Genomic DNA, 15,813 nt, shown 5'->3' with positions numbered 1-15,813 from the left:
GATGTACTAACTCAATTTATCAATGGATCTTGTTACTCTCAATACTGCTTTTTATCAATTGCGGGGCAGGCGGTCCACTTTCAGCTTCCACCTCGACTGTACCTCCATCAGTGCGCACAGACTCTTCTGCCATTTTGTTCATCACAATAATGTTTATGCGACGGTTAATTGGATTGAATGGATCTTTTTCGTCGAACAGCACAGCAGAAGATAATCCCACTACTCGTACCATTTTTTCCTCTTCCATCCCACCCGCAATCAACTCACGGCGCGAAGCATTAGCACGATCTGCTGACAGATCCCAATTACTGTAACCCTTTTCACCAAAAGAATAGGGCCGAGCATCTGTATGTCCCGATAAACTCACCTTGTTTGGTACTTGATTTAGCATCTTGCCAATTTCACGCAGAATTTCTATGGTATAGGGTTCGAGTTTTGCACTCCCACTCTGAAACATGGGGCGATTTTCTTCATCCACAATTTGAATGCGCAGGCCTTCAGTGGTAATGTCAAGAAGAATCTGTTTCTTGAATTTTTGCAGTTTGGCATCGGCATCGATCGCTTTTTCCAGGCTAGTTTTCAACATCTTGAGCTTATCCAATTCGTTGCGTCTTTCGATACGCAAAGCTTCTTCAGTTGCCACCTTCAGATTAACTATCTTCTTTTCAGTCGGAAGCTCCCCCTGCTTCACTTGGCCTTCACTGCGCGTCAAATCTTTACCTCCTCCCTTGATCAGGCTGGAGCTATCGCCACTACCAGATCCGCCCAACAGTGAAACCTTGAGCGGCGTATTAAAATAATCAGATATACCTTTCAAATCACCTTTAGTGGTCGAGCCCAACAGCCACATCAACAGAAAGAATGCCATCATTGCAGTAACGAAATCAGCGTAAGCAATTTTCCAGGCGCCGCCATGATGCCCGCCCGCCACCTTCTTAATACGCTTAACTACTATGAGTCTTTTATCGTCGCTCGCCATGATGCAGCTCTTTCAATGTGAATTTTCTATTCAGCGCTTTTGTTTCACGTGCTCTTCCAGCTCGATGAAACTGGGACGTTCAGTAGAATTGAGTACCTTACGACCAAACTCTACCGCCATTGCCGGAGCGTAGCCATTTAGATTGGCCAGCAATGTAACCTTGACTGTCTGGAACATTTTGCTCGACTCCTCTGCTTTTTGCTCCAGCAAAGTCGCCAAGGGGCCGACAAAACCATAAGCCAGCAGGATACCTAAAAAGGTGCCTACTAACGCTGCACCGATTAGCACACCCAATTCGGCAGGTGGTATTCCGACAGACCCCATGGTGTGCACAACCCCCATAACCGCTGCAACTATACCGAAAGCTGGCAAGGCGTCACCAAACTTGGCCAGTACATGCGACGGCACCATTGCCTCATGGTGATGAGTTTCTATTTCTACATCCATCAAATTCTCGATTTCCATCGCATTCAGGTTGCCGCCCAACATGATTCTTAGATAATCTGCCAGAAATTCAATTACATGATGATCCGCCATTACTTTTGGATACTTGGCAAAGAGAGGGCTCTCATTTGTATTTTCAATGTCGTTTTCAATGGCCATCAATCCTTCCTTGCGAATTTTGCCAAGCAACTCATAGAGCAGGGCCATTAGTTCCATGTAATGACTCTTAGTATATTTAGCGCCCTTAAATATACTAGGTAATGCTTTCAAAGTAGCCTTGATTGCTTTGCTGCTATTTCCCACTAAAAAAGCGCCCGAACCAGCGCCTGCTATCATCAACAACTCAATTGGCTGAAGCAAGGCAGCCAAATGCCCGCCCGCTAATGCATACCCACCGAACACAGAAATTAAAATTACTACATATCCGACAATTACCAACATGGTCCAGCTCCCTTGAATTGCGCACAAAGCGATCTTTTATAGCAGTGTAGTATCGGCTTCTGTAAAAACCTCGGGGAAAAGTTGGATAAATTGATATTATTTCGTACATTCACACAACTGGGTAACGTAAATATCATCATGATTATTCCACATAGCCTTTTGTGACGGTAACGACACTCGATAGTAAAACTTTAATTCGCCACGCTTAAGGCCAACAGATTTGATGCTGCAGCATTCCTTTTTGTTTTGCCGGCACGGGAAGGCGGACGACAGATACCACACACATAGCCAGAATATAGTCCATTGGCATGCACTATGAAATGTCCACCACATTCGGTGCAGCCTGTCAGTTGCAGCATCTGTGCATCAAAGAACCGTACTAAAAACCAAGCACGTGTAACACTCAATATCGGCTCATCGCCGCTAACATTGATTTGCTCAAGATATAATAAATAACTTTTAATTAGTACCTCGACGCCCGTTAAGCTGGTATGCCTCAACAGGAACTGATGGATATCCATAAACAGCGAAGAATGAATGTTAGGCGACCAGCTCATGAACCAGTCAGTTGAGTAGGGCAACATACCCTTTGACGGCGATACACCCTTTACCTCCTTGTACAACTTAAGCAAACGTTCACGACTTAAAGCAGTTTCTTCCTGTAGTAATTGCAGACGTGCTCCAAGCTTGATTAAATCCACGGCAATCTGAATTTGGTAAGCTTCAGTGACCACACTCTTGTTTCGCATGATGCTCTTCCTCCACCAATAATTTATTTTAAATCAAGCAGCTAAAACCTCCAAAGGCTGTCCGGTCATCAGGATAGTGGTGTGCGCTTGTGACATCATCCTGTCCTTGTTGTAATCGGTGATCATATTGAGTAGAAGTTTTTCATCAAAGCGGAAGCGACATAACAACATATTGGAAGCCGCCATTTTGAGTAATTGTGCTGAGCTTAACCCGGCGATGAGTTCAGCCATTTCCTGGCTAATTCCAAGACGAAAAATGGCTGCCTCCTTATCGTCCTGGATCATCTGCCGTGCAAGCAGCATATAAGAAAGATTAGCGTCTTTAATTTCTAAATGAAGTTGATCTGTATTCATGATTCGTCCCCTTGCAAGTTAACAACACTGTCTTTTTCGACGGTTGAATATTGCTATACGAATGAATAGAAAGAAATCGGAAGACTTCCGATCTTTTTGTAAGAAACTTTCCTACACGGACAGACAATCCTCCACTTACCCGTATTAGGTTGTAAGTGGAGGATTTCATGCTTACCTGAATCTGCAAGGGGACAAATTCAAGCTTACGTTTCTATTATCGACAGACAATGACAAGACTTTAATTTTTTTGAAATATATTTCATATGGCGTACCTAATATCATAGGTAATTGATAAATATTAATTATTTATCTCTATAGGACTATGGACAGCATGCTTTTCCCATAACTGCAAACTTAATACCTTGCCGATATTTGCTTGAAAGGGTGGCATGGCTAATAATCACATATTCTCGGATTAGCTAAATAATTTAGCTTTTGAAAGGGGCTGATCAGGAAAATTTTTATAGAGGTTTAGTACTGTTAAATTTAAACTTAGCCCTACAACCCTGCATCAGTAACATTTCGGATCCCGCAAAATTTAGTTAATTTATGCTCAGCGATAATAACCCCTACACTATCCTGAAAATCTGGTTTCTGGATTATTACAATTTAACTTCAACCTTATGAAATAACAAATAAATATGGTTGCCAATAAACTTCGTGTCTTATTAGTGGAAACCTCACTAGAGGATGCTCAACGCACGCTCACAAAACTAGAACAGAGCGGTTATGAGGTTGAACATCGACGAGTAGATAATGCGTCCACCATGCAAGCTGCCTTGATTGAAAATGAGTGGGAGGTGGTGCTGTGTAGCTACGACCAATCCGGATTTTGTGGACTTGCCGCGCTCCAGCTAATGCAATCGACAGGAGTGAATCTTCCTTTTCTATTCCTGTCGCATGACCTACATGAAGAAACCATCATTCATACCATGCAATCCGGTGCAAACGATTACATTTTTAAGGGAAGCTTAAATAGGCTCGCTCCCTCAATAGCGCATAATTTGCGCGAGGCACGTATTCGTTACGAACACCGACAGGCGCAAATCGCCTTACAGGAGAATCAAGCCCGTCTGCAAGCCTTCATTACCAACTTGCCAGGTATGGCTTATCAAGTATTGCTAAAACATGACGGTGAAATATCATTCCCTTATATCAGTGACGGTAGCAAAGCTCTTCTCGACTTAAACCCGCAAGATTTAGAAAAACATCCTCACTTATTCATGAATATGCTGCACCCGGATGATCGAATCTCATATGAACAATCCATGCGCACTTCAGCGGATAATCTTTCCTTCTGGAACTGGGAAGGGCGTATCGTGATATTGCCAGAAAGCGAGATAAAATGGATTAACTTACGCTGCAGCCCTCGAAAAACATTGCATAATGAAATTCAGTGGGAAGGCATTATGTCCAACATCAGCCAAAGCAAGCAGGCGGAAATCGAAATAAAATATTCACAGGAGCAATTGCGTGAACTATCCTCTCACATCCAGCTCGTACGCGAACAGGAACGTCTTAACATTGCGCGCGAGGTGCATGACGACTTGGGAAGTACTCTTACCGCCATTAAGCTCAACATCGCTTGGCTGGGTGGACGTCTGGGTAAAGAAACGCCTGAACTGATTGCAAAAATTAAAGATGTTGAAAACCTGATTGATAAGTGTACCGCCGCCGCCAACGACATCTCTCATTCCCTACGCCCAAGCACGCTGGACTCCTTCGGAATCATCGCCGCAATGGAAATTGAAGTGGATGAATTTGAACAGCGTACCGGTATTTCTTGCGTATTTAACCACCCAGATGAAGATATCACTCTAGGTCCCAATATCGCCATCGCGCTGTTCCGCATCCTGCAAGAAACGCTCACCAATATCATGAAACACGCACATGCCAGCAATGTACAAATAACGCTACACAATCAAGCTACTCACGTCGAAATGATCGTTAGCGACAATGGCCTCGGTTTTACCGAATCCGACCGCATCAAACCACGCTCTTTCGGCCTGCGCGGCATTAAGGAACGAGTCGCCTATTTCGGCGGCAATGTGCATATCAACGGCACGCCAGGCTCAGGAACCACAATTAAAGCATGTATCCCGCATCAACCTGAGCCAGCAGCCATTGACAGCTTTTGTTTGCCTCAGCTCCAGCAAAAACTGTTGTGGTAAACACTGTTAAAATCAATCATGATTGATATATTAGTAGTAGATGATCACGCACTGATCCGCAAAGGCATGAAGCAGATCCTCAATGACACCGAGGATATACGCGTAACCGGAGAAGCTGAAAATGGCATGCAAGCCATTAAAATGACGCAAGAAAACATTTACGATTTGGTGTTACTGGACATCAGTATGCCTGATAAAAATGGCATCGATGTGCTCAAACAACTCAAGCTCAATAATCCGCAATTACCGGTACTGATATTAAGTATGCATGAGGAAAACCAATATGCATTGCGTTCTCTGAAGGCCGGGGCGGCAGGCTACCTCAGCAAACAAAGCGCCCCGACACAACTGGTTAATGCCATACGCCAAGTTGCCTGTGGTAAGAAATACATTAGCAACGAACTGGCAGAAGAATTAGCCAATGGCCTGTCACAAGGCTATCAGGAATTACTGCACCAAACCCTATCCAACCGCGAATATCAAACACTGTGCCTGATGGCATCAGGTAAGAGTCTCAGCGAAATGGCGGAAGCACTGTCGCTTAGTGCCAAGACTGTCAGCGTTTATCGCGCACGTTTACTGGAAAAAATGAAACTGAAAAACAATGCTGAAGCAGTACGTTACGCAATCATGAACCACTTGATCGAATAATGCCCTTTCACAAAGTGAGATTGGTTTCGCTTCCACGTGGTTGGTATATCACCCTACCGAATGTGTTTCATTTTGAGGTTCAATAACAAAACTGAACAAACTAATTTTTAGGAGGAAATATGAATAAATTTCTGTTGTTCGCGGGCCTGATGTTTGTAACTTCTGCGTCTTACGCTGCCGTGCAAGGTAAGGAAGTGACCTATAACGCCAACGGTATCAATCTCAAGGGTTATATCGCCTACGACGATGCTATAAAGGGCAAACGCCCAGGTATTTTGGTAGTGCATGAATGGTGGGGACACAACGAATATGCGCGCAAGCGCGCTCGTATGTTGGCGGAGCGAGGCTACACTGCGCTGGCAGTTGATATGTATGGCGATGGCCAACAAGCGCATCACCCGGACGATGCGGGTAAGCTTGCCAGCAATTTGGCCAAGAATACTGAACTTGCCAAGGCCCGATTCGAAAGCGCATACAACCTGATCAGCAAGGAAATGACCGTGGACTCTAACCGCATCGCAGCTATCGGCTATTGTTTTGGCGGGTCGGTAGTATTGCACATGGCGCGAATCGGTGAGCCTCTTAAAGCAGTGATGAGTTTCCACGGTGACCTGGGAACTGAACACCCAGCTGAGACAGGGAAGGTTAAAGCACGAATCGCGTCCTTCACTGGTGAAGACGATCCGATGATTCCCGCTACGCAGGTCGCCGCTTTTAAACAGGAAATGGAAAAGGCAGGCGTGACTTACAAAGCGATGACCTATCCCAGTGCCAAGCACAGCTTCACCAATCCGGACGCAGATAAATATGGTCAAGAGTTCAAACTGCCGCTGGCCTATAACGCTGCAGCAGACAAGGCTTCGTGGGATGAAGGCATGGCATTTCTGGCCGATGCGCTTTATGTTGGCGATACGACCAAGAAAAACTGAGAAGGCCAACAATCGCGTTGAAGGACATACGGTGTGTTGCTGCACCTATGGTCGAGTAGTTTAAATTTTTCTATAGTATTTAAAAGGAGATCATCATGAGCCAATATCAAATTGCCATTATCGTTGGCAGTCTTCGTAAGGATTCTTTCAACCGCAAGTTAGCGCACGCCATTGTAAAACTGGCGCCATCGGAATTCTCATTTAAAGAATTGAAAATCGATGACTTACCACTATACAATCAAGACGACGACGCGAACCAGGCCGAGTCCGTCAAACGGCTGAAAAACGAGATTTTGGCAGCGCAGGGTCTACTATTTGTTACACCCGAGTACAACCGCTCTATTCCCGGAGTGCTCAAGAACGCAATCGACCACGCCTCGCGGCCCTATGGCCAAAGTGCTTGGGTGGGTAAGCCCACTGGTGTGCTGGGCGCATCTCCCGGGGTGTATGGCACAGCCATGGCGCAACAGCATTTACGCAACGTTCTCTCCCATATAAACGCACCGACACTTGGTTATCCCGAAGCATTCGTTCATGTAAAGGATGGGTTGTTTGACGAAGTCGGTGACATCGGTACAGCCAGCAAAAAATTCTTCCAGAACTGGATGGACCATTATGTCGCATGGGTAAAAAAACACGCTGTCTGATGCAGTTAAAAAGGCAGATACATATCGCTCAGACCTTTCATCTGCCATGTCGAATGCCGCTATGCGCGCGAAATCTACGCAAAATTACCTTGCTGGCTACCCTATAGAACTAGCAAAGCAAGTGCAGCGGCTTATCGAACAAGACCTGCTGCCCAACATACTGCTGCAAAAGTACCCGCACGCGCACGCGGTGCGTTCTGACAAGGCGCTTTATAACTATGTGCTGGAAGCCAAAAACATATATCTGCGCAATGCCGGACAGCTGAGCAAGGTGGCGTTCGACGGCAAATTGCATGTCATTCAGCACGCACTCGGCACGCACACCCGCATCTCACGAGTACAGGGCACAAAATTTAGGGTCAAGCGTGAGATTCGCATAGCGGAATTGTTCAAGGAGACGCCGCTTGAATTTTTGCGCATGATCGTTGTTCACGAACTTGCACACATCAAAGAACGCGAGCACAACAAAGCCTTCTATCAACTGTGCCAGCATATGGAGCCTGATTATCACCAATTGGAATTTGACCTACGGACTTACCTCACCTATTTGGAAGCGACCAGCCAGCCTCTTTGGTCGACCACCAGTGTTGACGTAGCCTCGCCCTTGAATGAATGAGAAAGCCACTGCGTACAGCAATTGAGCGGATATTGCACCAGCCCTAATGCTGCCATTATCACGCAAAGCGAAGAACGCATTACCGGTGCGTTGACCCACTGCACGCCAGTTGCACCGCATCAAGCTCTGTATCACTTTGTAGTCAAGAAAGAGCAATTCTGACACGACACAAAATGACGCATACTGAACGATAATGGCATTTATTCTTCACCCTCCCAACTCATAAATAACATGCGCGCATTCTCAAAGTCCAAGCTCATGGCCCTCCGCCAGTGTCCCAAACGTTTATGGCTGGAAGTTCATCGCCCAGACTTGCGCGAAGATTCGTCCGCAACTCAGGCAAATTTTCAGGTCGGTTTTCAAGTTGGCGATATTGCCCAGCGCATTTATGACCCAGAGGGGCGTGGTGTCGTGATCGACTTACAAAACGAAGGATTCAACCGTGCGTTCGAACGTAGCGCGGAATCACTTCATTCAGCACAACCGATCTTTGAGGCGGGTTTCTCTTCTGCTGGCGCACTTGCCTTTGCCGATGTGATGCTGCCGGTGCAAAAGGATGGCAAGCAGGTCTGGCGCATGATCGAAGTAAAATCCTCTACCAGCGTGAAAGATTACCACCGCGATGACGTGGCCGTGCAGGCGTTTGTGGCTCAGTCAGCGGGCGTTTCGCTGGAAGCCATTGCCCTGGCGCACATTGATAGCTCATGGGTCTATCCAGGAAATGAGGATTACCGAGGGCTGCTAAAAGAAAATGATCTCACAGCCGAGGCGTTCTCTCGAACCGATGAAGTCAAAGGCTGGATTGCCCAAGCGCAAAGCATCGCCGCCGAGCCTTCCGAGCCTGTTATTGGAACTGGCGACCATTGCGGCACGCCCTTTGAATGCGGTTTTTACGATTATTGCAATCGCGATGAGCCTAAGTCGGAATACCCGGTCTGTTGGCTGCCCCGCTTTTCCTCGGCAAAGGCAAAAGAGCTCGCCATAAAAGGTGTCTACGATCTAAAGGATGTACCAGACGATCTGCTCAACGACAAACAACAGCGGGTCAAAGATTACACCCTCGCCAATGAGGTGTTCTTCGATGCTGCTGGCGCCGCAGCAGATTTGGCTGCACATGATCTTCCCGCCTATTTTCTCGACTTCGAAACCATCCAGTTCGCCGTACCCATCTGGAAAGGTACCCGCCCCTACCAGCAGATTACCTTCCAGTTCAGCCTGCACACTCTTACTATATTCGGCCAGCTTGAACAGACGGCCTTCCTTGACCTTACAGGAAACAATCCTTCCGAACCCTTCGCTCATGCGCTGATTGCTGCATGTGGTAAGCAAGGCCCCGTGTACGTGTACAACGCTGGATTTGAGAAAGCGCGCATTCGCGAACTGGCCGAACGTTACCCGCGCTTGAGCGAATCGCTGCTGGCCATCAACGCACGTGTGGTCGATCTGCTGCCCATCGCCCGCGAGCGTTACTACCATCCCAGCCAACAAGGCAGCTGGAGCATCAAGAAGGTATTGCCCGCCGTAGTTCCGGAACTGCGCTACGATGCCCTCGACGGCGTGCAAGATGGCGGCATGGCAATGGGCGCCTTCCTCGAAGGCATCCATCCGAACACCAGCGCCGAGCGCAAAGCCCAAATCGAACAGCAACTTCTTGAATACTGCAAGCTCGATACCTACGCCATGGTCCGTCTATGGCAAGTATTTGCCGGCCGCACTGACTTGGAGCTATAAGCCATGCCAAAACGCCCAGATTCGCTGGAAACGCTCCAGCTCTCTCATGAGCTATTACGGCGCATACCCAAAGGCCGCACGATCACAGCCCCTGAACTGCGCCAACAACTAGCGGACGCTGGCTTTGAGCGGGATATGCGCACTATCCAGCGCCAACTGGAAACGCTTTCCGAGTTTTTCGATATCGACCGCGATGACAGCACCAAGCCCTACCGATATAGCTGGAAACCCTGCGCCAAGGGGCTGTCGCTACCATGCCTCAGCACGCAGGAATCATTGCTACTCATGCTGGCTGAGCAACACTTGAGCAACTTGCTGCCCGCCAAATTGATGAAATCCATGGAAGGCTTCTTCACCCAGGCGCGCAGCCAACTGGGGGACAAAAGTACGACCCAGCGTGATCGTGAATGGCTGGAAAAAGTACGCGTGGTCAACACCAGCCAGCCGCTACTGCCACCCAAGGTTGATCCCATCGTATTTGATCAGGTCAGCAATGCGCTTTACGGCAACCAGTGGCTGGAGGTGGATTACAAAAACGCCGCCGGTAAACGAACCTCAACCCGCGTGATGCCGCTGGGACTCGCCCAGCAAGGACCACGCATGTATCTTGTGTGCCGTTTTGATGGCTACAACAACGAAAGAAGCCTCGCGCTGCATCGTATCCTTTCAGCGCGCGCATCGACCCTGACCTTTGAACGTCCCAAAGATTTCGACCTCAAGCAGTACGACGACGATGGACGCTTTGGATATGGCGATGGACAGCGCGTTCGGTTGAGCTTCCGCATTGAAAAGGAAGCCGGGTTGCATTTGCTGGAATCGCCGCTGTCTGCGGATCAGACGGTAGTGGAACTGGAGGATGCCTACGAAATTACTGCGACAGTGGTGGATTCGGCGATGCTGGAGTGGTGGTTGAGGGGGTTTGGAGAGTCGGTGTCAGCGGTGGTGCGGTCTGATGCTGCTATTTATCATGGAGAGTAACAATAATGGAGAACAAAAAGAGCAGCAGTAAAAATTGGCCTTTTACAGATAATAACCAAGTGTGCGGTATGAAACTACCGGAATATTTGAAGTGGGCGACTGGAAACGAAACGTATGAAAAAGAGCTTTTACTACCGGCTATTCAGCGTGGCTTCGTATGGAAACCCAAACAGATTGTTGATTTATGGGATTCCTTGTTAAGAGGAATGCCCATCGGCAGCCTGATGCTCAGCAAACTGTCAGAGGGGCAGGTTGCAAGCACTCTCACTATTAAAGAAAAAAAGACTGAAAACATAAGCAGCGAAGCCATGGGGCTACTTGATGGACAACAAAGAACGCTGGCTATGCTGATCGGCTGTCCATTCATAAATTCAACCCAACTCCAGCATTGCTTGTGGATTGACCTTGCTGAAGAGGGATATGCAGGCTCACCGTTTGATATCCGCCTTACAACCAAAACGCAGCCCTTCGGTTTCCAACGCCCTTCACACAGTCGACTTTCGAGATCAGATCGAAAAAAAGCCAGAGAAATTTATGACGAGCTCACCTCTGGCGAAGAGAAAGAAAAACCCGACTATGAATTGTTTGATTTAAAAACAGAACATTCTCCACCCCGCCCATGGAGAGCCGGGAGCGAATCAAACCATTTCGTCAAAGTGAAGGACTTGTGGGAGGCATTCATAAAAACAGCCAATGACGAACAGGCATTTCTAGATTTGTTCAAAAGCCACTTTGCGGATAATAAAAAGCTTTCTAACCTGGATGGAAGGTTTTCCAACCTGCACAAGGCTTTCAAACATTTAGAAATGCTCGAAGTCCCGCTAATATTGATCCCAGAGCATATTAGCTCACCGGAGGCAGCCACTCCAAACGATACGCCTAATCCATTGGTCTTGCTGTTCGAGCGCATAGGGCGAAACGGTGCCAGTCTGAGTGCAGAAGATTTGTTGTTCTCAATGATCAAACAAAAATGGCCAGAAGCACAGGAATTGGTCAATGGAATTCACGATAAGATATCAGTTCGCGCGTTCATGAGCGCAACTGATTACGTCATGTCCGCATTTCGCTTGGCGGCTGCACAAAAAAACAACGATAACGATCCGGGCGCACAAATTGCTGACAATCCACGTCCTAATCCCAATGATTTTCATCGCCATCTGGACAGACTTCTTGGCAAGAAGGGGGAGTCAGGCAAACCCTTACGCGACTACCTTGAAGAAAGCAACAGCTTAACCTCGGCTTTCGAATCTCTATATAAATTACTGTGCTACCAGGGTGAACAGGATATTGGTCTGCCATTGCCCATGATGCCCCACCTTTCGCGTGGACTGATTCAAGTGTTGTTGCGCTGGATTATGCTCAATCCCGCTCAAAACACCATCGAAGACAATCGACAAAAAATCGTTTCGTTCAGCTTGTTTTGGTATCTGAATGTTTGGGATGAACACAATGCAAGCAAAAAAGCGTTTGAAATTATCAACAGTAGCGACCTAGGCGCTTTCCCAGCAATAAATCTTTACGAAAAACTAATTGATGCCCAAGATGATCAGTTCGGGTTGGCCTTACCTTTAATGTCGTATGAGGCATTAGAGAATATTTTAAAACAAGACACTAGCGCATCTCTTCGATCACGCGATGAAATTTTCCAGTCGCAGTCGGATAGTTCAACTAATAAGCAGAAAGAACTCTACAAGCGCTTCTGCTGGGGACGGAAACCCATATTACTTTGGTTGCAGCGCGCCTATGTTCATCAGAAATTTAACGAGAAGTCGCAAAACGAATTCGCAGGGTTAACTGACGAAGATACCGTTCCCTACGATTTTGACCATCTATGCCCACAGAACCATTGGGGCGCAGACTGGCGCAACATTATCAGAACTTTTGATGAAAAATCGGAAGTGATGAAAAAATTCCATGCGGGGAGACATGATGTGGGCAACTGCATTGGCAATCTGCACGTGCTTGAATCCAGCCTGAATCGGAGCTTTGGTGATGTTGCACTTACTTCAAAGCTCAATTCAGGGATGTACTATGCGGATAGCTTGCTCTATCACTATCCTGAACATGAAAAAGAATGGAAAACAGCATCGCCCAATGTCGATGTCAATATCGATGGAAATGAGGACCGAACATGGAATGAAGCACGTTTGCAGGCCTTTCAAAGTGCGGTACACAGAAGGGCGCGGGGACTCTACTTCCAATACTACGAAGCGTGCAAATCCATCATGCCTAAATAATTGCGAAAATGACTTTCACTGTTGTTGGCATACCATGGATGACGATAATTCATCAAAGAGAGGCTTACCATGGGTTTAGATGTTGATTTTCCAAAAAGCTGGATTTGTGACGGACGGGAACTGAAGCCAAGGAGTGGGGCTTCGTCATCCAATACTTGGATATGTGATGGCAAAGAAATTAAACCAAAAACTAGCGCTTCTTCTTCAAACACATGGCTTTGGGACGGTAAAGAACTCAAACCCAAGAGCGGCGCCTCTTCTAGCAATACTTGGGTGGTAGAGAGTCGAAAAATAAAGCCTAAGAATGGCGCAAATGCATCCAACATATATGACATGGGTGACCATTCCATACTGGCTGTAGCGGGAAAGCTGGTTTTGCGCCTGTATTAGCCAGTAGATTTACTCGATCCAGCACCATAGCCTGAATATCAGCCGGGCGGCATTTACGCGAGGCGAGAGTACGCATCCCTATATTTCGGCATTCGGCGCGCAATTATTTCTTTCCGCTGATCCAAGTGACGTGCGCAAGGCACTGAAAGCTGGATTCGCTGCCGCGACGATTCTGCCCTCGTCGGCAGCGCCGTTGGCTGAAGTTAATCCCAAACAGTTGCGCATCGCTTTCGACGGCGACGCAGTGTTGTTCTCGGATGAGTCTGAGCGCATCTACAGACGGGATGGGCTGGATGCTTTTGAAAGCAACGAAATACTTGCCGCCAAGCAGCCACTACCCGGTGGTCCGTTCAAAAATTTCCTTGCCATGCTGCACCAGATTCAACTCGACTCTCTGGGAAATATTTCACCTATCCGTACCGCGCTCATCACCGCGCGCGGCGCACCCGCCCACGAGCGCGTCATCCGTACTTTACGCGCATGGAACACATCCGCATTGATGAAGCGCTATTCCTGGGTGGAAAGGACAAAGGCGAATTCCTGAAGGCTTTCGGGGTGGACATTTTCTTTGATGACCAGCAGAAACATTGCGAATCCGCTTATCAGCACGTTGCTACGGGGCATGTGCCACATGGTGTGGCGAATGAGTAAATTTGCGTTTTTATCTTGGCGGCTCTAATGCAGCCATGTAAATCCCGTCGCCTTCTTTACACATCATGCCGCTACATTTAATATGCGCACACTATATACGCATATAACCAAAGGACCGTTACCATGCTCCAGCTTTATGATGAAACTGCTTCAAAAAAGGCAACAAACTTAAGCATTAACAGTGACTTGCTGTCAAAAGCAAGAGAATTAAAAATTAATCTATCAGCCACCCTAGAGCGAGCACTGGCAGATGAGCTTAGAACTACTGAGCGAGACAAATGGCTTAAGAGTAATAAAAAAGCTATAGAGTCATTGAATGAATTAGCTGAAAGAAATGGTTTATTCTCTGATTCATACCGAAATTTCTAATGAGCCAATTTACTCTTTACCGCAATGTTGATAGCACCTCTAATGAGACATACCCATATTTCGTTGACATTCAAAACACTTTACTCAATGACTTAAACTCACGGGTTGTTATACCTTTGTCACCACACACGGCATTACAAAAAACTGACGTTAAGAATCTATGTCCAATTATCGATATTGATGGTACAAGCTTTGTACTACTTACTCATCAAATAACGTCTGTTCCAAAATCAATTTTAAAGTCCGAAGTGACAACACTGGAACATATCCGATATGAAATACTCGGTGCGATGGACATGCTCATTTCAGGCATCTAGCGCCGCGCGAGACCTGCCCCCGCTGTCCTGACCTGATGTCCTGATTCCGTTGTCGGGCAATATGCGACGCATTTCGTCGTTTCTGCATGGAAACTATGGGTGTTCCATCAAACGAGAAATATTATGCCGCAGTTGATTGAACACATCGACGCCATCGCCCGTCAAAAGCAGCGCGATGTACTCTTCCTCAAATTTTCCGACCCAGATAACCCGGATTGGGAAATCAAAAAACCAAATTCCAGTTGGAACTGGGAATCATCGGTAGGTCGGCAATCGGTCATCGAGTGGTTAAACAATAACCAGATCAGATGGCAATCCTGCTGTGATGTTGCCGACACAAATTCGATGAGGTCTTACGCTGGGCAAATATATATCGACGTGCCCTTTGAGGAGACGAATCCGGTCTATCAGCAACTCCTCAACTACTTGGAAAATCCCGATGGGAGCACTCGCCGGCCGGGTGTCTGGTTCTTTGCCTTGACGCTTCATGCCGCCATGAATAATGTTCATCATGATGAACCAGATTTCTGGGACCGCTGGGCCGAGAGTTTTTAGGCAAGACACGGGTTAACAGATCGGGATAGCCATGAAATTCATAGATGTATATTTCTCACCAAAGCAGATTTCCAACCCGGAGACATTTTCTCCAAGCCCTCGCAAGCCAGCGCTGGTGGTTGCCAACTGGATTGAGACAAGCCTACCTATCCGTATCATTGATCCGGTTCCGGTGACACGAAAGCAGATCGCGCATGCACATGATCGAAGTTACGTTCATGGCGTTTTAGATTGCGACTTGAGAAATGGATTTTGTGGCCGGCAGAGGGATGTTGCCGAATCCTTGCCTTGGACTTCCGGCTCAATCCTGTCAGCCGCTCGTTGTGCACTGGATAATGGTTTGGTCGCATGCTCTCCTACATCAGGGTTTCACCACGCCAGCTACAAATCAGGCTTTGGCTACTGTACTTTTAATGGATTGATGGTTACTGCACTGGTTTTGAAAGCGGAAAAAAAGTCAGGCGAGTTGGCATTCTGGACTGCGACCAGCACTACGGTGATGGAACTGCAGAAATCATTACACGACTTGCTATTGACTGGATTCGTCATGTCTCAGAGGAATACTGCTCTGCATCCGATTCCAAGAGATTTGTCGATAAGTTAG

At 47.1% G+C, this 15,813-nt stretch carries 20 protein-coding genes; 15 read left to right on the top strand and 5 right to left on the bottom strand.

Going from position 1 to position 15,813, the window contains the following annotated elements:
• Nucleotides 1–19: 19 nt before the first annotated feature.
• The 4 genes from motB to flhD form a co-directional block, all read right to left on the bottom strand.
• Entirely contained in the window at nt 20–979 is a 960-nt protein-coding gene (gene motB, locus W01_RS13330; protein ID WP_173055457.1) for a flagellar motor protein MotB, read from the bottom strand.
• 30 nt (nt 980–1,009) lie between these two features.
• Nucleotides 1,010–1,864 (bottom strand): flagellar motor stator protein MotA, encoded by an 855-nt coding sequence (gene motA, locus W01_RS13325; RefSeq protein ID WP_173055455.1) that lies wholly within the window; start codon nt 1,862–1,864, stop codon nt 1,010–1,012.
• A 191-nt stretch (nt 1,865–2,055) separates the two neighbouring features.
• A complete protein-coding gene (gene flhC, locus W01_RS13320) occupies nt 2,056–2,613 on the bottom strand; it encodes a flagellar transcriptional regulator FlhC (protein ID WP_173055453.1) in 558 nt (185 codons plus the stop codon).
• A 33-nt stretch (nt 2,614–2,646) separates the two neighbouring features.
• Entirely contained in the window at nt 2,647–2,967 is a 321-nt protein-coding gene (gene flhD / locus W01_RS13315) for a flagellar transcriptional regulator FlhD (protein WP_173055451.1), read from the bottom strand.
• A 641-nt stretch (nt 2,968–3,608) separates the two neighbouring features.
• Here flhD and W01_RS13310 point away from each other — a divergent pair.
• From W01_RS13310 to W01_RS13270, 9 genes are all read left to right on the top strand, one after another.
• Nucleotides 3,609–5,138 carry a hybrid sensor histidine kinase/response regulator gene (locus W01_RS13310; RefSeq protein ID WP_173055449.1) on the top strand — a complete coding sequence of 510 codons (1,530 nt, stop codon included), beginning with the start codon at nt 3,609–3,611 and terminating at the stop codon, nt 5,136–5,138.
• A gap of 18 nt (nt 5,139–5,156) precedes the next feature.
• A complete protein-coding gene (locus W01_RS13305; protein WP_173055447.1) occupies nt 5,157–5,789 on the top strand; it encodes a response regulator in 633 nt (210 codons plus the stop codon).
• 119 nt (nt 5,790–5,908) lie between these two features.
• Nucleotides 5,909–6,718 carry a dienelactone hydrolase family protein gene (locus tag W01_RS13300; protein ID WP_173055445.1) on the top strand — a complete coding sequence of 270 codons (810 nt, stop codon included), beginning with the start codon at nt 5,909–5,911 and terminating at the stop codon, nt 6,716–6,718.
• A gap of 95 nt (nt 6,719–6,813) precedes the next feature.
• Nucleotides 6,814–7,365: an NADPH-dependent FMN reductase gene (locus tag W01_RS13295; RefSeq protein WP_173055443.1), complete on the top strand. Its 552-nt coding sequence runs from the start codon at nt 6,814–6,816 to the stop codon at nt 7,363–7,365.
• Between the two features lie 61 nt (nt 7,366–7,426).
• On the top strand, nt 7,427–7,981 hold the full coding sequence (locus W01_RS13290) for a M48 metallopeptidase family protein (RefSeq protein WP_173055441.1): 555 nt from the start codon (nt 7,427–7,429) through the stop codon (nt 7,979–7,981).
• Between the two features lie 21 nt (nt 7,982–8,002).
• On the top strand, nt 8,003–8,143 hold the full coding sequence (locus W01_RS13285) for a hypothetical protein (RefSeq protein ID WP_173055439.1): 141 nt from the start codon (nt 8,003–8,005) through the stop codon (nt 8,141–8,143).
• Between the two features lie 69 nt (nt 8,144–8,212).
• Nucleotides 8,213–9,712: a DUF2779 domain-containing protein gene (locus W01_RS13280; RefSeq protein WP_173055437.1), complete on the top strand. Its 1,500-nt coding sequence runs from the start codon at nt 8,213–8,215 to the stop codon at nt 9,710–9,712.
• Nucleotides 9,713–9,715: 3 nt separating this feature from the next.
• Complete coding sequence (locus W01_RS13275; protein WP_173055435.1) at nt 9,716–10,690, top strand: helix-turn-helix transcriptional regulator; 975 nt, start codon at nt 9,716–9,718, stop codon at nt 10,688–10,690.
• 5 nt (nt 10,691–10,695) lie between these two features.
• Nucleotides 10,696–12,927, top strand: a complete 2,232-nt coding sequence (locus W01_RS13270; protein ID WP_173055433.1) for a GmrSD restriction endonuclease domain-containing protein — start codon at nt 10,696–10,698, stop codon at nt 12,925–12,927.
• On the opposite strand, the gene W01_RS13265 is transcribed toward W01_RS13270, so the two are convergent.
• Nucleotides 12,894–13,262, bottom strand: coding sequence for a hypothetical protein (locus W01_RS13265; RefSeq protein ID WP_173055431.1), 369 nt, complete (start codon nt 13,260–13,262; stop codon nt 12,894–12,896). The two genes, W01_RS13270 and W01_RS13265, sit on opposite strands and share 34 nt — an antisense overlap.
• Before the next feature lie 62 nt (nt 13,263–13,324).
• Between W01_RS13265 and W01_RS13260 the strand changes: the two genes are divergently transcribed.
• The 6 genes from W01_RS13260 to W01_RS13240 all read left to right on the top strand — a co-directional run bounded on the left by W01_RS13260 (nt 13,325) and on the right by W01_RS13240 (nt 15,813).
• On the top strand, nt 13,325–13,861 hold the full coding sequence (locus W01_RS13260) for a 5'-nucleotidase (RefSeq protein ID WP_320416779.1): 537 nt from the start codon (nt 13,325–13,327) through the stop codon (nt 13,859–13,861).
• Nucleotides 13,798–13,968 (top strand): 5'-nucleotidase, encoded by a 171-nt coding sequence (locus tag W01_RS14785; protein WP_445082532.1) that lies wholly within the window; start codon nt 13,798–13,800, stop codon nt 13,966–13,968. The genes W01_RS13260 and W01_RS14785 overlap by 64 nt, the downstream gene beginning before the upstream one ends.
• 123 nt (nt 13,969–14,091) lie before the next feature.
• A complete protein-coding gene (locus W01_RS13255; RefSeq protein WP_173055429.1) occupies nt 14,092–14,337 on the top strand; it encodes a type II toxin-antitoxin system CcdA family antitoxin in 246 nt (81 codons plus the stop codon).
• Complete coding sequence (locus W01_RS14780; protein WP_173055428.1) at nt 14,337–14,654, top strand: CcdB family protein; 318 nt, start codon at nt 14,337–14,339, stop codon at nt 14,652–14,654. Before W01_RS13255 ends, W01_RS14780 begins: the two co-directional genes overlap by 1 nt.
• Nucleotides 14,655–14,777: 123 nt before the next feature.
• Entirely contained in the window at nt 14,778–15,209 is a 432-nt protein-coding gene (locus W01_RS13245; RefSeq protein WP_173055427.1) for a hypothetical protein, read from the top strand.
• Between the two features lie 31 nt (nt 15,210–15,240).
• Nucleotides 15,241–15,813, top strand: a complete 573-nt coding sequence (locus W01_RS13240; protein WP_173055426.1) for a hypothetical protein — start codon at nt 15,241–15,243, stop codon at nt 15,811–15,813.

Origin of the sequence: Candidatus Nitrotoga sp. AM1P (assembly GCF_013168275.1) — a bacterium.
Lineage (GTDB): Bacteria > Pseudomonadota > Gammaproteobacteria > Burkholderiales > Gallionellaceae > Nitrotoga.
The sequence above is the reverse complement of the archived record's forward strand: the minus strand, read 5'-3'. Positions and strand labels throughout refer to the sequence as shown.